This is a genomic window from Enterobacter sp. CRENT-193 (assembly GCF_002787395.1).
Classification (GTDB): domain Bacteria; phylum Pseudomonadota; class Gammaproteobacteria; order Enterobacterales; family Enterobacteriaceae; genus Enterobacter; species Enterobacter hormaechei_C.
In genome coordinates this window covers 4,202,709-4,222,289 of the sequence record NZ_CP024812.1, presented here as the reverse complement: position 1 = coordinate 4,222,289, position 19,581 = coordinate 4,202,709, and the positions used below count along the sequence as shown (strand labels likewise).

The window sequence follows — 19,581 nt, the reverse complement described above, 5'->3', positions numbered from 1 at the left end:
AAGCCGTTCACAAGATCTGGAGAAAACCATGTTAGAGTTGTTGAAAAGTCTGGTATTCGCGGTAATCATGGTGCCAGTAGTGATGGCTATCATCCTCGGTGCCATCTACGGCCTGGGTGAAGTGTTCAACGTCTTTTCGAACATTGGTCATCGTCGTGACCAGCCTAAAAAGCAGCAATGATTTCCTCCAAAACGCCCGGCCAGCCCGGGCGTTTTGCTCTCAAGTTTATTCCTCTCCCGCCGATATCTTTTACAACGTTCCTTGAGTTTACGCATTAATGGGTACGATTTAGCGCTAGGAACGCCTGCGATATATCGTTATATTTATTTGTATATAACGATACGCACAGGAGCTTCAAATGGCACGTTCATGGGTACGCCTTTTCGCAGGGGCAACGCTGACTCTCTCACTCACCGGCCACGCGCTGGCGGATGAAGGAAAAATCACGGTCTTTGCGGCGGCGTCGCTGACTAACGCGATGCAGGATATTGCTGCGGTATACAAAAAAGAGAAAAACGTCGAGGTGGTCTCGTCGTTTGCCTCCTCGTCCACGCTGGCCCGCCAGATTGAAGCGGGGGCGCCCGCGGATCTGTTCATCTCTGCCGATCAGAAATGGATGGATTACGCGGTGGAGAAAAAATCTGTTGATACGGCTACCCGCGAAACGCTGCTGGGAAATAGCCTGGTGGTGGTTGCACCCGCAAACAGCAAGCAGGGCGACATCGCCATCAACAAACAGACGGACTGGACCCGTCTGCTCAACGGTGGTCGTCTGGCGGTGGGCGATCCGGAGCATGTTCCTGCCGGGATTTATGCGAAAGAAGCGCTGCAAAAACTTGGCGCATGGGAAACCTTATCGCCGAAGCTGGCTCCCGCAGAAGATGTGCGTGGCGCGCTGGCGCTGGTGGAGCGTAACGAAGCGCCACTCGGGATCGTTTACGGCTCCGATGCCGTCGCCAGTAAAGGCGTGAAGGTAGTGGGTACCTTCCCGGAAGACTCGCATAAGAAAGTGGAATATCCTGTTGCGATAGTTGATGGGCATAAAAATGCGAGCGTGACGGCCTTCGTTGACTACCTGAAGGGGCCGGAAGCGTCCGCTATCTTTAAACGTTACGGATTTACGACTCACGAATGATATTGACCGAACCTGAATGGCAGGCCGTGCTGCTGAGCCTGAAAGTCTCTTCCCTGGCGGTTGCGCTGAGTTTGCCCTTTGGGGTGTTCTTTGCCTGGTTACTGGTTCGCGTGAAGTTTCCAGGCAAAGCCCTGCTCGACAGTGTTCTTCATCTTCCGCTCGTCTTGCCGCCTGTGGTGGTCGGCTATCTGCTGCTGATCTCCATGGGGCGACGCGGCGTTATTGGCGAGTGGCTGTACGACTGGTTCGGACTGACCTTTGCTTTCAGCTGGCGCGGCGCGGTTCTGGCCGCGGCGGTGATGTCTTTCCCGCTGATGGTGCGCGCTATCCGCCTGGCGCTGGAAGGGGTGGATATCCGGTTAGAACAGGCCGCCCGCACGCTGGGCGCAGGCCGCTGGCGGGTATTCCTGACCATTACGCTTCCGCTTACGTTACCGGGCATTATCGTCGGTACGGTGTTAGCCTTCGCCCGCTCGTTGGGTGAGTTTGGCGCGACCATCACCTTTGTGTCGAACATTCCCGGCGAGACGCGGACCATCCCGTCGGCCATGTATACCCTGATTCAGACCCCGGGCGGCGAAGGTGCGGCGGCCCGGCTGTGTATTATTTCGATTGTGCTCGCTCTGGTCTCGCTGCTGGTGTCTGAGTGGCTGGCGCGCCTCAGCCGTGAACGGATGGGGAAATCGTGATGCTGGAACTCAACTTTACGCAAACCCTGGGCAGTCACACCCTGACGCTGAACGAAACGCTGCCTGCCAGCGGTATCACCGCCATTTTTGGCGTGTCCGGGGCGGGGAAAACGTCTCTGATTAATGCGATTAGCGGCCTGACGCGTCCCCAGTCTGGCCGTATTGTGCTAAATAACCGCGTCTTAAATGACGCGGAGAAGAAGGTCTGCCTGTCACCGGACAAACGCCGTATCGGCTATGTGTTTCAGGATGCGCGCCTGTTTCCGCACTACAGCGTTCGCGGGAACCTGCGTTACGGCATGGCAAAAAGCATGGCCGGACAGTTCAATAAGCTGGTGGCGCTGCTGGGCATCGAACCGCTGCTGGATCGTCTGCCGTCGTCGCTGTCGGGTGGTGAAAAACAGCGTGTGGCGATTGGCCGCGCCCTGTTAACCGCGCCGGAACTGCTGCTGCTGGATGAGCCGCTGGCCTCGCTGGATATTCCGCGCAAGCGCGAGCTGCTGCCGTATCTGCAACGTCTGGCGCGGGAAATCAATGTGCCAATGCTCTACGTCAGCCATTCGCTGGATGAGATTTTACATCTGGCCGACAAAGTGCTGGTGCTGGAAGCGGGCAGGGTGAAGGCATTCGGCAATCTGGAGGAGGTGTGGGGCAGCAGCGTTATGCATCCATGGCTGCCAAAGGAGCAGCAGAGCAGCATTCTGAAGGTGAGCGTGCTGGAGCACCATCCGCACTACGCGATGACCGCGCTGGCGCTGGGCGATCAGCATTTGTGGGTGAATAAGATCGATACGCCGATTCAGTCCACGTTACGGATCCGCATTCAGGCGTCGGATGTCTCATTGGTCCTGCAACCGCCGCTGCAAACCAGTATCCGCAATATTTTGCGCGCAAAAGTGGCGCAGTGTTTTGATGATAACGGCCAGGTGGAAGTGCAGCTGGAAGTGGGCAGCAGAACGCTGTGGGCGCGCATCAGCCCGTGGGCCAGGGATGAGCTGGGTATCAAGCCTGGCCTGTGGCTTTACGCGCAAATCAAGAGCGTTTCCATAACCGCCTGATCACAGCAGGTGGGTATAGATATACTGCGCGATGCTGTCGGTGGTGTTATCACCAATCACCACGTCAGCGCGCGCTTTCACCGCGTCATCGGCATTACCCATCGCCACGCCCGTTCCGGCCGCTTCCAGCATGCTGATGTCGTTATAGTTATCGCCGAAAGCAATTACGTCCTGCATTGATCCGCCCTGCGATTCAACGAACTGGGTCAGACGCCTTCCTTTGCTGTTGCCTTTGCGGGCGATATCCACCTGATCGTGCCAGGACCATTCACATTCCAGACCCAGCGTATGCTCGACAAGTTTTGCGAAGGTATTCAGTTTGGCGGTGTCTTCATCGGTCAGGGCAAATTTCCAGATTGCTTCGACGTCTTCCGCCGCCTTGCGCAGGGAGGAAACCTGAGTAAACACCGGACGCTGCGCTTCCGGCAGAGACAGAGCCCAGTTGCTGGTGCGGATCACATGGCCGGTAGGGCGTTCATACACCATGGCGTTATCCACATACATCAGGCCGTGAATGGCGTGCTCATCCAGTAAATCAATCAATTGCAGCGCCTGCGTAACGGGAAGCGGATCGGAGGCTAAAACCTTTTTTGCCTGATAATCATACAAATAGGTGCCATTACAACAAATTGCAGGTGTATCTAAGCCCAGTGCCTGATAAAAAGGATGAATGGCTACGTGATGTCGACCCGTTACGATGAGAAGTTGATACCCCGCTTCCTGGGCTCGTTTGAGGGCCTCAAGAGAAGAGGGGAGCAGGGTTTTCTGAGGGGTAAGCAGTGTTCCGTCTAAATCCAGGGCAATCACTCGCGAGGTCATTTTTTCTTCCGGGTTAATGTTGAATTTAAGGTCTGTCGGGATGGTACACCGAGAGCGGAACCCTGCAAAATCCCGGACTACAATTCAGCATTCACCGTTAAAAATAATCAGGAGTATTCATGAAACAAACCGTTTATACCGCCAGTCCTGAAAGTCAGCAGATCCATGTCTGGCGTTTGAATACAGAAGGTTCGCTTACGCTGGTTCAGGTTGTTGATGTGCCAGGCCAGGTGCAGCCGATGGTCGTCAGCCCGGATAAACGTTTTCTTTATGTCGGCGTACGCCCCGAATTCCGCGTACTGGCATACCGCATCTCCCCGGATGACGGCGCGCTGACCTATACCGCAGAAGCCCCGCTGCCGGGCAGCCCGACCCATATTTCCACTGACCATAAAGGCAACTTTATCTTCAGCGGCTCCTACAATGCAGGCTCCGTGAGCGTCACCCGCCTGGAAGACGGTATTCCCGTTGAAACCGTCGACGTGGTAGAAGGGCTCGAAGGTTGCCACTCAGCCAACATTTCGCCGGATAACCGCACGCTGTGGGTGCCAGCGCTTAAGCAGGACCGCATCTGCCTGTTTACCCTGAGCGATGACGGCCATCTGGTCGCGCAGAGCCCGGCGGAAGTCACCACCGTGGAAGGCGCAGGCCCGCGCCACATGGTCTTCCATCCGAATCAGCAGTATGCCTATGTCGTTAACGAGCTGAACAGCTCGGTAGACGTGTGGGAGCTGAACGATCCTAACGGGCAGATCGAGTGCGTACAGACGCTGGACATGATGCCATCTGATTTCTCCGACACACGCTGGGCGGCAGACATTCACATCACGCCGGATGGCCGTCACCTGTATGCCTGTGACCGTACCTCCAGTCTGATCACCGTCTTCAGCGTCTCTGAAGACGGCAGCGTTCTGGCAGTTGAAGGCTTCCAGCCGACAGAAACCCAGCCGCGCGGCTTTAATGTCGACCACAGCGGCAAATACCTGATTGCGGCGGGGCAGAAATCCCACCACATTGCGCTCTATGAAATCCAGGGCGTGCAGGGTCTACTGGAAGAGAAAGGACGCTATGCGGTCGGACAAGGGCCGATGTGGGTTGTGATTAACGCTCATTGATCCGTAGACGAAAAAAAACCTCGCAAATGCGAGGTTTTTTATGCGCGGTTAATGCATGTGGCAGGCCGGGTAAGGCGCAGCCGCCACCCGGCAGCAGGCATTTTACTGCTTCGGCTCAGCAACCACTTTGCTACCCAGACCGCGGTTGTTGTATTCCCACATGCGGTTGAAGTTAGCGTCGTTCAGGTTACGCTGCACGTTGTCTTTATCATCCACCGTGCCGGTGTTGCCGGAGAAAGGACGTTTCGAGATCGCCGCATCCGCCCACGGTTTCGCCATGTTAAAGCCTTCGTTAATCACGCTGTCGCGGATCACGACCTGGCCGTTAGTGGCGGAGTCCACGTCCAGAGAGCGACCAAGCTGCGCCACGCCATCGCCAGCAGCAGTAAAGCGGCTATTCACGGCCAGGAAGCCATAGAACAGGTTAGACTGCGTGGCCGGTGCAAAGACGTAACCTTCCTGCTGCGTACGTGAATTCACCACGCGGAAGTCGGTGTTATCAAATACCACCGCGCCGCGACCGGAGACCATATCCACGTCGCCTTCAATGTAGCTGTTGGTGACCAGAGTACGCGTCAGACGGTTGTTCTGAAGGGTATTCTGCACGCCGCTGTTGGTCACGAAGAAGGTGTTCTGGCGGCCCAGGATATTGACGTTGTTAATCTGTACCTTGTCGCCATCGCTACGCAGCGCCACGGCCTGATGATTACCTGCGTCAACGCTGTCGCCCAGGGTGTTCTGAATGGTCAGGTTTTGCAATTGCAGGCCATTGTTTTGTGACCAGAATACCGCCGAACACATCACGCCAATGGTGGCGGCACGCTTGCGCTGGCAGTTATCAAACATATACCACGCCGGTTTACCTGGCATGTATTTACCGGCCGGGTTCACCAGATGGCGCCAGGTGGTGCTGTCGATCTCTGAATCAATCGCCAGGCCAATTTTTACGTCGACCGCTTTTTCGCCCAGGCCGTAAAGTGTAATGCTTCCCGGTGCCGCCGGAACATAAACGGTTCCTTCGTATTCACCCGGCAGGATGGCAATGTACTGACGAGATGCGCTGTGTTTGGTGATTGCGGCATCAACGGCTGCCTGAATAGAGGTGTGTGTAACGCCCTGCGCCCCGGCCGGGCCGACAACGAAGTCTGGCTGTTTCGGCAGGTTAATAGAAGAAGGCGTCCACGGGGCTGCATTGGGATCCATCGCCGAGAAATAGTGCGCACGGGTGAAGTTCTTCGCTTCAGCCGCTGACAGGATCGGACGGGAAGCGGTGCCCGGAGCAACCTGCTCAGAAGGTTGCTGATCCGGTGGAGTTGAACTGCAAGCGGATAAAGTCACGCCAAAGGCGAGTGCCAACGCCAGACGGGAAATCCTGGAAATATTCAAGGTAATGCTCCTGGGTATGCAAGTCTTATCTGGATAGACGAAATAGCCTGCTTTTTTATACTAAGTTGAGCGAAACGGGAAGATAAAAACCGGAAAAGTTGCATTTTTGCCCGCAGGCGACGGGAAAGTCATCACAAATAAATAACATTTTCCCCCAATGCGGTTGACAGCAGGCGGCAGATGAAAATAAATGTCTATACAACCCATGACAAGTGGAAGGCACATGCAGCAGCTTAATCCCGATGATGTTATATGGCGAAATGCGCGACTGGCAACCCTGGCGACAGGCGAGGCGGAACCCTACGGCCTGAGAGAACAACATGCCCTCGTTGTGCGCGGCCAGACGATTCTGGCCATTATTCCTGAATCCGAGATCCCCTCCGGGCATTGTCAGTGTGTCGATCTCGACGGGCGTCTGGTTACTCCCGGCCTGATCGATTGCCACACCCACCTGGTGTTCGGCGGCGATCGTGCAGCGGAATGGGAGCAACGGCTTAACGGCGTGTCATATCAGACCATTAGCGCGCAGGGCGGCGGAATTAACGCCACGGTCACGGCCACCCGCAACAGTTCGCCGGAAACGCTCCTGACGGTGGCGCAGCAGCGACTCCAGCGGCTGATGAATGAAGGCGTAACGACCGTTGAAATCAAATCAGGATACGGTCTGAATGCCGAAGCCGAAGAGAAAATGCTGCTGGTTGCCCGCCAGCTCAGCCTGAATAATCTGGTCGATATCAGCCCGACGCTGCTGGCCGCGCATGCCGTTCCTGCCGAGTACCGACAGGATCCGGATGCCTATCTGGCGCTGGTCTGTGAGCAGATCATGCCCACGCTGTGGCAAAAAGAGTTATTTGAAGCGGTGGACGTGTTTTGTGAAAACGTCGGCTTTACCCCGGCGCAAACCGAGCGCCTGTTCCGGGCCGCCGCCGCGCTCGGGATCCCGGTAAAAGGGCATGTAGAACAACTGTCGAATCTTGGCGGCGCGGCGCTGGTCAGCCAGTATAAAGGGCTGTCGGCCGATCATATTGAGTTTCTCGATGATGCAGGTATTCAGGCGATGGCGCAAAGCGGCACGGTGGCGGTATTGCTCCCCGGCGCGTTCTATTTTCTTCAGGAGCGCCAGCGTCCACCGGTGGCGCAGCTCAGAGAGCAGGGTGTGCCGATGGCGGTGGCTACCGACTACAACCCGGGCACCAGTCCGTTTGCCAGCCTGCATCTGGCAATGAACATGGCCTGCGTCCAGTTTGGCCTCACGCCGGAAGAGGCCTGGGCTGGCGTGACGCGGCATGCGGCGCAGGCGCTAGGACGTGCTGCGACGCACGGGCAGTTAAAGCCCGGTTATGTGGCTGATTTCGTCGTCTGGGAGGCGAATCATCCGGTTGAGATGGTTTACGAGCCGGGGCGGAATCCTTTGTATCAACGCGTGTTTCGGGGGCAGGTAGCATGAAACTGTGGCATCCCGTCTCCCCGCAGGTCTGGCAGGGGCGTGACGACAGCGCCGAGTCCAGCACCGCGAAACGTCTCTTCCAGACCATACAGCAGCGCGAACACTTTTCTCCCGTGCCGTCAGGCATTGCCCTGCTGGGCTTTGAATGTGATGAAGGGGTTAAGCGTAACCAGGGCAGGCCCGGTGCTGCACAAGCGCCCGATGTGTTGCGCGGCGCGCTGGCGAATATGGCGAGCCATCAGGGGCATGCGCGCCTCGTGGATATGGGTTCTGTTTATGTTGAAGGCCACGCGCTGGAGGCGGCACAGCAGGCGCTGAGCGAGGCCATAACCGCGTGCCAGCAATCCGGGATGCGTACTCTGGTTTTCGGCGGTGGACATGAAACCGCCTGGGCGCACGGGCGCGGCGTGCTGGACGCCTTTCCGAACGATCGCATTGCGGTGATCAACCTGGATGCGCACCTCGATTTACGCAAGGCTGAACGGGCAACGTCCGGCACGCCGTTCCGCCAGCTGGCGCACTACTGCGCGTCTCAGTCTCGGGTGTTTCACTACGCCTGCCTGGGGGTAAGCCGTGCGGCGAATACTCAGGCGCTGTGGGAGGAAGCTGAGCGGTTGAACGTGACGCTGGTTGAAGATCTCGATTTTCGCCGGGATGCGCTATCCGCGCTGGATAGCGTGCTTACGCAGGCAGACCGGGTTTATCTCACCGTTGACCTCGATGTGCTGCCTGCCGCAGAAATGCCCGCCGTGTCCGCCCCTGCGGCGTTGGGGATCCCGGCGCTGGATCTGTTCCCGGTGATTGAGCGTATCTGCCGAAGCGGTAAACTACAGGCGGCGGATCTGGTGGAATTTAATCCGCACTACGATCGGGACGGTCAGGGGGCGAAGCTTGCCGCCCGACTGGCCTGGCAAATTGCTCACTGGTGGGCATAACAACATTCAAGGAGTCATGATGTTTTCACGCTCGCCCCTGCCGCAGCCGAGCCCTCCCGCGCCTTTTTACGAAAAGGTGAAGCAGGCGATCAGCGAAAAAATCGCAGCCGGCGTCTGGCGCCCGCATGACCGCATTCCGTCCGAAGCCGAACTGGTCGCGCAGTTTGGCTTTAGCCGAATGACCATCAACCGCGCACTGCGTGAACTGACCGATGAAGGGTTGCTGGTGCGCCTGCAAGGGGTCGGGACATTTGTGGCGGAGCCAAAAGGACAGTCGGCGCTGTTTGAAATCCGCAGCATTGCCGATGAAATTGCCGCCCGCAACCATCAGCACCACTGCGAGGTGCTGGTGCTTGAAGAGACGCAGGCCAGCGCCGAACAGGCCATCGAGCTGAACGTTACCGAGGGCACCCGGATTTTCCATTCGGTGATGGTGCACTATGAGAACGACATTCCGGTCCAGATTGAAGATCGCTGCGTCAACGCGGAGCGGATACCGGACTATCTGAATCAGGATTACACCCAAACCACACCGCATGCGTATCTCTCGCTCGTCGCCCCGCTGACGGAAGGGGAGCATATCGTGGAAGCCGTGCGCGCCACGCCGCAGGAATGCGAGCTGTTGCGTATTAAAGAGCACGATCCCTGCCTGCTGATCCGCCGTCGTACCTGGTCGTCCTCGCAAATTGTGTCGCATGCGAAGCTGCTGTTCCCGGGAAATCGCTACCGGTTGCAGGGCCACTTTATGTCATAAGTTTTATAAGCGTGATCGCTAACGCAATATAGCAAAATTGTATCTTTTTTGTTAAATCCGACCTTGTGTGTGCTTGTCTATACAAGTATATCTAAATGCATCATCTGTCCCTTATGAGGAACACACAATGTCGTCAGATAAATACCGCAAGCAGGATGTCCGCGCCGCGCGCGGCACCACGCTCACCGCAAAAAGCTGGCTCACCGAAGCACCGCTGCGCATGTTGATGAACAACCTTGATCCTGAGGTAGCAGAAAATCCCCACGAGCTGGTGGTCTACGGCGGCATTGGCCGCGCCGCACGCAACTGGGCGTGCTATGACGCGATTGTCGAGTCTTTGACGAATCTCGAAAACGACGAAACGCTGCTGGTGCAATCCGGCAAACCGGTTGGCGTATTCAAAACCCATAAAAATGCGCCCCGCGTGCTGATTGCCAACTCCAACCTGGTGCCGCACTGGGCGACGTGGGAACACTTCAACGAGCTGGACGCAAAAGGGCTGGCCATGTACGGCCAGATGACCGCCGGTAGCTGGATCTACATCGGCAGCCAGGGGATTGTGCAGGGCACCTATGAAACCTTCGTGGAAGCGGGCCGTCAGCACTATAACGGCTCACTGAAAGGCCGCTGGGTGCTCACCGCCGGACTGGGCGGCATGGGCGGCGCGCAGCCGCTGGCCGCGACGCTGGCGGGCGCGTGCTCCCTGAACATTGAGTGCCAGCAGAGCCGCATCGATTTCCGTCTGCGTACCCGCTATGTCGATGAACAGGCCGACAACCTCGATGACGCGCTGGCGCGCATCAAAAAGTACACCGCTGAAGGCAAAGCCGTGTCGGTTGCCCTGTGCGGCAACGCGGCGGATATTCTGCCGGAACTGGTGGCGCGCGGCGTGCGTCCGGATCTGGTCACCGACCAGACCAGCGCTCACGATCCGCTCCACGGCTATCTGCCAAAAGGCTGGACGTGGGAAGACTACCAGCAAAAAGCGGAAACCGATCCTGAGGGCACGGTACTGGCGGCTAAACGCGCCATGGCGGAACACGTCTCCGCGATGCTGGCCTTCAGTAAGATGGGTATTCCGACCTTTGATTACGGGAATAACATCCGCCAGATGGCGAAAGAAATGGGGGTGAATAACGCCTTTGACTTCCCCGGCTTCGTGCCCGCCTATATCCGTCCTCTGTTCTGCCGCGGCATTGGGCCGTTCCGCTGGGTTGCCCTGTCCGGCGATCCGGAGGATATCTACAAAACCGATGCCAGAGTGAAAGAGATTGTCGCCGATGACGAACACCTGCATCGCTGGCTGGATATGGCGCGCGAGCGCATTAACTTCCAGGGCCTGCCGGCGCGTATCTGCTGGGTCGGGCTGGAGTGGCGGCAAAAACTCGGCCTCGCCTTTAACGAAATGGTGCGCAGCGGCGAAGTCTCCGCGCCGATCGTCATTGGCCGCGACCACCTGGACTCCGGCTCTGTCGCCAGTCCGAACCGTGAAACCGAAGCCATGCGCGACGGCTCGGATGCGGTCTCCGACTGGCCGCTGCTGAATGCCCTGCTGAACACCGCCAGCGGCGCGACCTGGGTGTCGCTGCACCACGGCGGCGGCGTCGGGATGGGCTTCTCCCAGCACTCCGGGATGGTCATCGTCTGTGACGGAACTGATGAAGCGGCCGCGCGTATCGCTCGCGTGCTGCACAACGACCCGGCAACCGGCGTGATGCGTCACGCGGATGCGGGTTACGAGATTGCCATTGATTGTGCCAAAGAGCAGGGCCTGAACCTGCCGATGATCCCCGCCACACAAGGAAAGCCTGCATGAACGCGTTAACACTTACTCCCGGCTCGCTGACGCTCCAACAGCTGCGTCACGTCTGGCGTCAGCCGGTGACACTCTCCCTTGATGAAAGCGCCCACCGTGCCATTAACGACAGCGTGGCCTGCGTGGAGGCGATTGTGGCGGAGGGGCGCACCGCCTACGGCATCAATACCGGGTTTGGCCTGCTGGCGCAGACCCGCATCGCCACGCACGATCTGGAGAATTTACAGCGTTCGCTGGTGCTGTCGCACGCGGCGGGGGTTGGCCAGCCGCTGGACGATGAGATCGTCCGCCTGATGATGGTGTTGAAAATCAACAGCCTGGCGCGTGGGTTTTCCGGCATTCGTCTGAGCGTGATCCAGGCGCTGATGGCGCTGGTCAATGCGGAAGTTTATCCGTGGATCCCGGCGAAGGGCTCCGTCGGCGCCTCCGGCGATCTGGCGCCGCTGGCGCATATGTCACTGCTCCTGCTGGGTGAAGGCCAGGCGCGCTGGCAGGGCGAGTGGCTGTCTGCGAAAGAGGCGCTGAAAAAAGCCGGTTTAACGCCGATTACCCTCGCGGCAAAAGAGGGGCTGGCGCTGCTCAACGGCACGCAGGCCTCGACCGCTTTCGCGCTGCGCGGCCTGTTTGAAGCGGAAGATCTGTTCGCCTCCGCGGTGGTGTGCGGTGCGCTGACCACCGAGGCGGTGCTCGGCTCGCGTCGTCCGTTCGACGCGCGTATTCACGAGGTGCGCGGCCAGCGCGGTCAGATTGATGCCGCTGCCATGTACCGCCACGTACTTACTGATACCAGCGACATTGCCGATTCGCATCACAACTGCGAGAAGGTGCAGGATCCGTATTCCCTGCGCTGCCAGCCGCAGGTGATGGGCGCATGCCTGACGCAGCTGCGCCAGGCGGCAGAAGTGCTGCTGGTGGAGGCCAATGCGGTGTCCGATAACCCGCTGGTGTTTGCCCAGGAAAACGAGGTGGTTTCTGGCGGCAACTTCCACGCCGAGCCGGTGGCGATGGCGGCAGATAATATCGCGCTGGCGATTGCCGAAATCGGGGCGCTGTCTGAGCGTCGAATCGCGCTGATGATGGATAAGCACATGTCCCAGCTGCCACCATTCCTGGTGCGTAACGGCGGCGTGAACTCGGGCTTTATGATCGCCCAGGTCACCGCCGCGGCACTGGCAAGCGAGAACAAGGCGCTGTCGCACCCGCACAGCGTGGACAGCCTGCCAACCTCAGCCAACCAGGAAGATCACGTGTCGATGGCCCCGGCTGCCGGGCGTCGTCTGTGGGAGATGGCCTCTAACACCCGCGGCGTGCTGGCGGTGGAGTGGCTGGCGGCGTGTCAGGGTATTGATTTGCGCGAAGGGCTAACATCCAGCCCGCTGCTGGAGCAGGCGCGTCATACGCTGCGCGAGCACGTTACGCACTACGATGACGACCGCTTCTTTGCGCCGGATATTGATAAGGCGATGCAGCTTCTGGAAGAAGGGCGGCTGGTGGGGTTATTGCCTTCCGTGCTGTGATTTTTACCCTCACCCTAACCCTCTCCCTGTGGGAGAGGGCCGGGGTGAGGGCATCAGCCCGCACGATTACGAATACATCGCCGTAATCGACGCGCTACCCAGCGAATGGAAATGCACGTTAAAGCCTACCATCGCGCCGCTCGCCCCTTCGTCGACCTCAATCTTGTCAACATCCAGCGCGTGCACGGTGAAGATATAGCGGTGCGTTTCCCCTTTTGGCGGCGCCGCGCCGCCGTAGCCCGCTTTGCCAAAGTCAGTGCGCGTCTGAATCGCACCGTCAGGCAGAGCAACCAGATCGGAACCGGAGCCCTGCGGTAATACGCGCGTGTCGGCGGGCAGGTTTGCCACGATCCAGTGCCACCAGCCCGACCCGGTTGGCGCATCCGGATCGTAGCAGGTCACAACAAAACTTTTGGTTCCCGCTGGCACATCGTCCCACGCCAGATGGGGAGAGATATTATCCCCCTGATAACCCATCCCGTTAAACACGTGAAGTTCCGGCAGCTTTTCGCCGTCGCGCAAATCTTTACTGATGATTTTCATCCGATTTTCCTCGTTACTCACTCATTCAGAAAGTGTAACGCATGGGGTTAAATCGCGAAATGCGCTGAAGTGTTAACGGCTTCAACCACTGCCCCGGTCAGCTTGCGGAGCTGATCCGCAGAAATGCTGTACGGCGGCATGAGGTAAATCAGCTTACCGAAAGGTCGCACCCACACGCCCTGGTCAACGAAGAAGCGCTGCAACGCGGCCATGTTCACCGGATGCTTTGTCTCGATTACCCCGATGGCGCCCAGTACGCGGACGTCCGCGACGTATTCCGCCTCCGCCGCCGCGCTTAACTGCTGCTTCAGCTGCGCCTCAATCGCCGCCACCTGCGTCTGCCACGCGCCGCTCTCCAGAATGGCGAGGCTTTCGCTTGCCACGGCGCAGGCCAGCGGGTTTCCCATAAACGTCGGGCCGTGCATAAAGCAGCCCGCGTCACCGTCGCTGATGGTGTCGGCAACCTGGCGCGTGGTAAGCGTGGCGGAGAGCGTCATGGTGCCGCCGGTGAGCGCTTTCCCCAGGCACAGAATATCCGGCGCGATCCCCGCATGCTCGCAGGCAAACAGCTTCCCGGTACGGCCAAAGCCGGTGGCGATCTCATCGGCAATCAGCAAAATTCCTTCGCGGTCGCACATCTTCCGAATGCGCTTCAGCCACTCGGGGTGATAGATCCGCATTCCGCCCGCGCCCTGCACAATCGGTTCGAGAATAACGGCGGCAATCTCGTGGCGATGGGCCGCCATCAGCCGCGCGAAGCCCACCATGTCCATCTCGTCCCATTCGCCGTCGAAGCGGCTCTGCGGGGCTGGCGCAAACAGGTTTTCCGGCAGGTAGCCTTTCCACAGGCTGTGCATGGAGTTGTCCGGATCGCACACCGACATCGCCCCGAAGGTGTCGCCGTGATAGCCGTTGCGGAAGGTGAGGAACCGCTGGCGCGTTTCGCCCTTCGCATGCCAGTACTGCAACGCCATTTTCATCGCCACTTCCACGGCCACCGAGCCGGAGTCGGCCAGGAAAACACACTCCAGCGATTCAGGCGTCATCGCTACCAGGCGACGGCATAAATCCACCGCGGGCTGATGTGTGATCCCGCCAAACATCACGTGTGACATCTGGTCAATCTGCGCTTTCATCGCCGCGTTCAGACGCGGGTGGTTGTAGCCATGGATCGCCGCCCACCAGGAGGACATCCCGTCAACAAGCCGCTCGCCGCTGGCGAGATGCAGCTCGCAGCCGTGGGCAGAGGCTACCGGATAGACGGGAAGGGGGCGGGTCGTGGAGGTGTAAGGGTGCCAGATATGCTGCTTGTCGAAGGCGAGATCGTCCTGGGTCATAATCGACTTGTAAACCATTTTGAAAAGTTTTAGGTTTACAAGTATAAACCGAACCGACAATTAACAAAACCCTTTGGAGAAGCCCGATGGCTCACCACGCACGCTGGACGATGTCGCAAGTCACTGAATTATTCAATAAACCTTTCCTGGAGCTGATGTTTGAGGCGCAACAGGTGCACCGCCAGCACTTCGATCCGCGTCATGTTCAGGTCAGCACGCTGCTGTCGATCAAAACCGGGGCTTGCCCGGAAGACTGCAAATATTGCCCGCAAAGCGCGCGCTATAAAACCGGTCTCGAATCCGAGCGCCTGATGGAAGTCGAGCAAGTGCTCGACTCCGCGCGCAAGGCCAAAAACGCTGGCTCGACCCGCTTCTGCATGGGTGCGGCGTGGAAAAACCCGCATGACCGCGACATGCCCTATCTGGAGCAGATGGTGAAGGGGGTGAAGGAGATGGGGCTTGAAGCCTGCATGACCCTGGGCACGCTGAACGAGGAGCAGGCGCAGCGTCTCTCGGCGGCGGGGCTGGATTACTACAACCACAACCTCGATACCTCGCCGGAGTTCTACGGCAACATCATCACCACGCGCACCTATCAGGAGCGTCTGGACACGCTTGATAAAGTGCGTGATGCGGGGATCAAGGTCTGTTCCGGCGGGATCGTGGGACTGGGCGAGACGGTAAAAGATCGTGCCGGCCTGCTGTTACAGCTGGCAAACCTGCCGATCCCGCCGGAAAGCGTGCCCATCAACATGCTGGTGAAGGTAAAAGGCACGCCGCTGGCGGATAACGAGGACGTGGATGCCTTCGATTTCATCCGCACCATCGCGGTGGCGCGCATCATGATGCCGACCTCTTACGTTCGCCTCTCTGCCGGTCGTGAGCAGATGAGCGAGCAGACCCAGGCGATGTGCTTCATGGCCGGGGCCAACTCCATCTTCTACGGCTGCAAACTGCTGACCACGCCAAACCCGGAAGAGGACAAAGATGTCCAGCTGTTCCGCAAGCTGGGGCTGAACCCACACCAGACCGGGGTACAGGTGGGGGATAACGAGCAACAGCAGCAGCTGGAGCAGCAGATTTTTAACGCCGACACCGACCAGTTCTACAACGCGGCAGCCGTATGACCTGGCAGGCACGTATCAGGACCGCGCTCGACGAGCGGCGGGCGGCGGATGCGTTTCGGGTGCGCAGGGTAGTGGAAAACGGTGCAGGCCGTTTTCTCACCCGGGAAGGAGAGCGGTTCTGTAATTTCTCCAGCAACGATTATCTGGGACTGAGCCAGCACCCGCAGATCGTTCGCGCCTGGCAGCAGGGCGCGGATCGTTACGGCGTGGGCAGCGGTGGCTCCGGGCACGTCAGCGGCTACACCACGGCGCATCAGGCGCTGGAGGAAGAGCTGGCCGACTGGCTGGGCTACCCGCGGGCGCTGCTGTTTATCTCCGGTTTTGCCGCGAATCAGGCGGTGATTGCCGCCCTGATGGGCAAAGACGACCGCATCATCGCGGACCGCCTGAGCCACGCGTCTCTGCTTGAAGCGGCCAGTCTCAGCCCGGCGCAGCTGCGGCGTTTTGCCCATAACGATGCCTCTCAGTTGAACGTCCTGCTGGGTAAACCCTGTTCAGGGCTTCAGCTGGCGGTGACGGAAGGGGTATTCAGCATGGACGGCGACAGCGCGCCCCTTGCCACCTTGCATGACGTCGCAAAACAGCAGAACGCCTGGCTGCTGGTCGACGATGCCCACGGCATTGGCGTCACCGGCGAGGAGGGGCGCGGAAGCGCGCACCAGCAACGCGTCAGGCCGGAACTGCTGGTGGTCACCTTCGGCAAAGGCTTCGGCGTCAGCGGCGCCGCGGTGTTGTGCAGCGAGCCGGTGGCCGATTACCTGGTGCAGTTCGCCCGGCACCTGATCTACAGCACCAGCATGCCCCCGGCGCAGGCCGTGGCGCTCTCTGCGTCGCTTGCGGTGATCCGCGGCGAAGACGGCGCTGAACGCCGGGCGCGCCTGGCCGACCATATTCAGCGTTTTCGCCGGGGGATAAGCGAGCTGTCTTACCGGCTTACCGACTCGCACAGCGCCATTCAGCCCGTGATTGTGGGTGAAAACCATCGGGCGCTGATGCTGGCACAGGCGCTACGAGAACGCGGGCAGTGGGTCACGGCGATCCGCCCACCCACCGTGCCACCAGGCACCGCGCGCTTGCGTCTGACGCTCACGGCAGCGCATGAGCCGCAGGATATCGATACGCTTCTGGAGGCACTGTATGTCTCCCGTCAATAAACAGGCCGTTGCCGCCGCGTTTGGCCGGGCAGCGCAAAGCTATTCACGGCACGATGAGCTGCAACGCCTGAGCGCCCGCGGGCTGCTGGCCGCGCTCGGTGACGGGCGTTTTGCGCAGGTGCTCGACGCAGGCTGCGGGCCAGGCGGCAATAGCCGTTACTGGCGCGCAACAGGTAGCCACGTCACGGCGCTGGATTTATCCGCGCAGATGCTGGATGAAGCCCGCCAGCAGCAGTCAGCAGACCGTTATCTGGTGGCCGATATCGAGGCCATCCCGCTGGAGGATGCGCTGTTTGACCTCGTCTGGAGCCATCTGGCGGTGCAGTGGTGCGCCAGCCTGCCGCAGGCCCTACGCGAGTTATACCGCGTGGCGCGGCCCGGCGGAGCGGTGGCCTTTACCACCCTGCTGGAAAGTTCGTTGCCGGAGCTGAATCAGGCGTGGAGGGCAGTGGATGCACAGCCTCATGCCAACCGGTTTCTCTCGCACGAACAGGTCACTCAGGCGCTGGCAGGCTGGCGCTATCGCAGCGTGGTCCAGACCGTCACCCTCGAATTTAGCGATGCGTTAAGCGCCATGCGATCGCTTAAGGGCATAGGCGCGACGCACCTGCACGCCGGACGGGAGAAGAAACCCCTTACCCGCGGCCAACTCCAGCGTCTCGAGCTGACCTGGCCGCAGGAGCGGGGCCGGTTCCCGCTCTCTTATCATCTTTGTCATGGGATTATTGAACGTGACTGAACGTTATTTTGTTACCGGCACGGACACTGAAGTCGGTAAAACGGTTGCCAGCGCCGCGCTGTTGCAGGCGGCGCGTCTGCTGGGGAAAACAACTGCCGGGTATAAGCCCGTAGCCTCCGGCAGCGAGATGACGCCGGAAGGCTTACGCAATACCGATGCGCTGGCGCTACAGCGTAATAGCAGCCTTGCGCTGGCCTATTCTGCGGTGAACCCCTATACCTTTGCTGAACCCACCTCGCCGCACATCGTCAGCGCCGATGAAGATCGTCCGATTGATTTTTCGGTGCTCTCTTCCGGGTTACGCGACCTGGAAACGCAGGCCGACTGGGTGCTGGTGGAGGGGGCTGGCGGCTGGTTTACCCCGCTGTCCGACGAGCAGACATTTGCTGACTGGGTGCAGGCCGAGCAGCTTCCGGTCATTCTGGTGGTCGGCGTGAAGCTTGGCTGTATCAATCACGCCATGCTGACCGCTCAGGCCGTGCAGCAGGCCGGGTTGCGTCTGGCAGGGTGGATTGCCAATGACGTGGTTGCGCCGGGTAAACGTCATGCTGAGTATCTGGCGACGCTGAAGCGGGGGCTGCCTGCGCCGTTTCTCGGCGAGATCCCGTGGCTTGCCGACGGCGCAGAGCAGGCGGAAACCGGACGCTATCTTGACCTTAGCGCCTTATGTCCCGCGCCATCCAGTGCGCAATAAGGTCGTCATCCAGCTCGTTAACGTGGCCCTGTGCCACGTTACGCCCGCGATAGAGCATGCAGAAACGATCCGCTACCCGGCGGATAAACGACAGCTGTTGCTCAGCTAACAGCACCGTCATTCCCAGCTCCCGATTCAGCCGCACCAGCAGCTGCCCCAGCCTGCGCGCGAAACCATGCCCTGCGCCATGCATGGGCTCATCCAGAATCAACACGCGCGGGCGATTAACCAGCGCACTGGCGAGGGCCAGCTGATACTGGTCGTCAGGGGACAGCGAAGAGGCACGGCTCTGTCGCAGCGGATAGAGCTCCGGAAACAGGGCATACACGTCACTTTTTGATGTCGGGTCAGGTTTCCCTGTCGCCCGCATAGCGATATGCAGATTTTCATCGACGGTCAGCTGGGAAAATATCCGCCGATCCTGCGGGACGTAGCCTATCGTCGGCGGCGCCGTGAATGCTGACGCAGGGCTGAGCAAATTACGCGGCGGCGCGCCAGCCTCATGCCAGATGATGGTGCCGCTCTCAACGGGCACCTTTCCGGTAATGCAGTTCATGAGCGTGGATTTACCCATGCCAGGCAGGCCAACAATGCCCGTACAGATGCCTTGCGGGAAATCGATATTCACGTTCCATAGCGTATGTTGGCTTCCGTAAAACTGATTTACAGCACGCAGACTCAACATCTTTCTCTCCTTAAAAATGTGTGGGGGTGATGCACAGAGTGATGTCTGCAAAACGCCTGCCAGGAACTTCATAATGATTAAAAAAAGGCCATTTTTAGGAATAACTCACTATCAAAAGCAGTACGTTTATACGAAATGCACATTCCCGGTGCCGCGTATGTCGAATCGTGGTGCAGGAGAAATGACAGAATTGTGATTAAGATCTCGCCAGTTGCTTATGAAAAAATGAACGTTTTTCAGGCAAAAAAGAGTGATAAAAATTTTTTACTGCCGCTTCGTGGGAAAAACCGGGAATTTGCTGAAGTGCATGCTGTACGGGCTGGAGGCAGTTATCCACTATTCCTGTGGATAACCTTGTGCATTAGAGTTAGAAAACACGCGATAAGCGAGAGAATACGCGGGTTACGACCAAATTGATGGGAAACGCGGCTTAATAAATTAGTCTTTATTTTTTAACGAATTAGATAAAAGCAATTCCCTCAACGCCAGCGACACCTGTTGCCATAAAACTTTCATAACCGCCCTTGACAAATGTTAAAAAAGTAATAGTTCTGGGGATAACCCCCTGAGGCTGGTGTTTTATTTTGTCACAGTCGAAATTTGGCTCGCGAACGCTCTAATCCTCTCTGC

At 58.7% G+C, this 19,581-nt stretch carries 19 protein-coding genes; 14 read left to right on the top strand and 5 right to left on the bottom strand.

Features of this window, described 5'->3' with window-relative positions; all coding sequences use genetic code 11:
* Positions 1 to 28: 28 nt before the first annotated feature.
* From CU081_RS21090 to modC, 4 genes are all read left to right on the top strand, one after another.
* A complete protein-coding gene (locus CU081_RS21090) occupies positions 29 to 181 on the top strand; it encodes an AcrZ family multidrug efflux pump-associated protein (RefSeq protein ID WP_003858549.1) in 153 nt (50 codons plus the stop codon).
* Positions 182 to 359: 178 nt separating this feature from the next.
* Positions 360 to 1,136 (top strand): molybdate ABC transporter substrate-binding protein, encoded by a 777-nt coding sequence (gene modA / locus CU081_RS21085; RefSeq protein ID WP_022650631.1) that lies wholly within the window; start codon positions 360 to 362, stop codon positions 1,134 to 1,136.
* A complete protein-coding gene (modB, locus tag CU081_RS21080) occupies positions 1,133 to 1,825 on the top strand; it encodes a molybdate ABC transporter permease subunit (RefSeq protein WP_022650632.1) in 693 nt (230 codons plus the stop codon). Before modA ends, modB begins: the two co-directional genes overlap by 4 nt.
* Positions 1,825 to 2,883 carry a molybdenum ABC transporter ATP-binding protein ModC gene (gene modC, locus CU081_RS21075; protein ID WP_003858541.1) on the top strand — a complete coding sequence of 353 codons (1,059 nt, stop codon included), beginning with the start codon at positions 1,825 to 1,827 and terminating at the stop codon, positions 2,881 to 2,883. The genes modB and modC overlap by 1 nt, the downstream gene beginning before the upstream one ends.
* Here the strand turns inward: modC and CU081_RS21070 are convergent, their stop codons facing one another.
* Entirely contained in the window at positions 2,884 to 3,702 is an 819-nt protein-coding gene (locus CU081_RS21070) for a pyridoxal phosphatase (protein WP_022650633.1), read from the bottom strand.
* A gap of 119 nt (positions 3,703 to 3,821) precedes the next feature.
* Between CU081_RS21070 and pgl the strand changes: the two genes are divergently transcribed.
* Positions 3,822 to 4,817, top strand: coding sequence for a 6-phosphogluconolactonase (gene pgl, locus CU081_RS21065; RefSeq protein ID WP_022650634.1), 996 nt, complete (start codon positions 3,822 to 3,824; stop codon positions 4,815 to 4,817).
* A gap of 102 nt (positions 4,818 to 4,919) precedes the next feature.
* Here the strand turns inward: pgl and CU081_RS21060 are convergent, their stop codons facing one another.
* A complete protein-coding gene (locus CU081_RS21060; RefSeq protein ID WP_003858537.1) occupies positions 4,920 to 6,203 on the bottom strand; it encodes a putative acyl-CoA thioester hydrolase in 1,284 nt (427 codons plus the stop codon).
* Positions 6,204 to 6,426: 223 nt separating this feature from the next.
* Between CU081_RS21060 and hutI the strand changes: the two genes are divergently transcribed.
* From hutI to hutH, 5 genes are all read left to right on the top strand, one after another.
* A complete protein-coding gene (gene hutI / locus CU081_RS21055; RefSeq protein WP_022650635.1) occupies positions 6,427 to 7,650 on the top strand; it encodes an imidazolonepropionase in 1,224 nt (407 codons plus the stop codon).
* Positions 7,647 to 8,585 (top strand): formimidoylglutamase, encoded by a 939-nt coding sequence (gene hutG / locus CU081_RS21050; RefSeq protein WP_003858535.1) that lies wholly within the window; start codon positions 7,647 to 7,649, stop codon positions 8,583 to 8,585. Before hutI ends, hutG begins: the two co-directional genes overlap by 4 nt.
* Positions 8,586 to 8,604: 19 nt before the next feature.
* Positions 8,605 to 9,339 carry a histidine utilization repressor gene (locus CU081_RS21045; RefSeq protein WP_003858534.1) on the top strand — a complete coding sequence of 245 codons (735 nt, stop codon included), beginning with the start codon at positions 8,605 to 8,607 and terminating at the stop codon, positions 9,337 to 9,339.
* A 127-nt stretch (positions 9,340 to 9,466) separates the two neighbouring features.
* Positions 9,467 to 11,155, top strand: coding sequence for a urocanate hydratase (hutU, locus tag CU081_RS21040; RefSeq protein ID WP_003858533.1), 1,689 nt, complete (start codon positions 9,467 to 9,469; stop codon positions 11,153 to 11,155).
* Entirely contained in the window at positions 11,152 to 12,672 is a 1,521-nt protein-coding gene (gene hutH, locus CU081_RS21035; RefSeq protein WP_022650636.1) for a histidine ammonia-lyase, read from the top strand. The genes hutU and hutH overlap by 4 nt, the downstream gene beginning before the upstream one ends.
* A 66-nt stretch (positions 12,673 to 12,738) precedes the next feature.
* On the opposite strand, the gene CU081_RS21030 is transcribed toward hutH, so the two are convergent.
* Both CU081_RS21030 and bioA read right to left on the bottom strand, forming a co-directional pair.
* Positions 12,739 to 13,215: a kinase inhibitor gene (locus tag CU081_RS21030; RefSeq protein WP_022650637.1), complete on the bottom strand. Its 477-nt coding sequence runs from the start codon at positions 13,213 to 13,215 to the stop codon at positions 12,739 to 12,741.
* 47 nt (positions 13,216 to 13,262) lie between these two features.
* A complete protein-coding gene (gene bioA, locus CU081_RS21025) occupies positions 13,263 to 14,570 on the bottom strand; it encodes an adenosylmethionine--8-amino-7-oxononanoate transaminase (protein WP_022650638.1) in 1,308 nt (435 codons plus the stop codon).
* Between the two features lie 68 nt (positions 14,571 to 14,638).
* Here bioA and bioB point away from each other — a divergent pair, with 68 nt between their 5' ends.
* From bioB to bioD, 4 genes are read left to right on the top strand one after another with little or no spacing between them, the layout of a single operon-like run.
* On the top strand, positions 14,639 to 15,679 hold the full coding sequence (gene bioB / locus CU081_RS21020) for a biotin synthase BioB (RefSeq protein WP_039268745.1): 1,041 nt from the start codon (positions 14,639 to 14,641) through the stop codon (positions 15,677 to 15,679).
* Positions 15,676 to 16,833 (top strand): 8-amino-7-oxononanoate synthase, encoded by a 1,158-nt coding sequence (gene bioF / locus CU081_RS21015; RefSeq protein WP_022650640.1) that lies wholly within the window; start codon positions 15,676 to 15,678, stop codon positions 16,831 to 16,833. The genes bioB and bioF overlap by 4 nt, the downstream gene beginning before the upstream one ends.
* Positions 16,817 to 17,572 carry a malonyl-ACP O-methyltransferase BioC gene (gene bioC, locus CU081_RS21010; RefSeq protein ID WP_022650641.1) on the top strand — a complete coding sequence of 252 codons (756 nt, stop codon included), beginning with the start codon at positions 16,817 to 16,819 and terminating at the stop codon, positions 17,570 to 17,572. The genes bioF and bioC overlap by 17 nt, the downstream gene beginning before the upstream one ends.
* Positions 17,565 to 18,266 carry a dethiobiotin synthase gene (gene bioD / locus CU081_RS21005; protein ID WP_003858523.1) on the top strand — a complete coding sequence of 234 codons (702 nt, stop codon included), beginning with the start codon at positions 17,565 to 17,567 and terminating at the stop codon, positions 18,264 to 18,266. The genes bioC and bioD overlap by 8 nt, the downstream gene beginning before the upstream one ends.
* Here bioD and CU081_RS21000 read toward each other — a convergent pair.
* Positions 18,229 to 18,951 (bottom strand): ABC transporter ATP-binding protein, encoded by a 723-nt coding sequence (locus CU081_RS21000; protein WP_003858522.1) that lies wholly within the window; start codon positions 18,949 to 18,951, stop codon positions 18,229 to 18,231. The genes bioD and CU081_RS21000 overlap by 38 nt on opposite strands.
* Positions 18,952 to 19,581 lie beyond the last annotated feature (630 nt).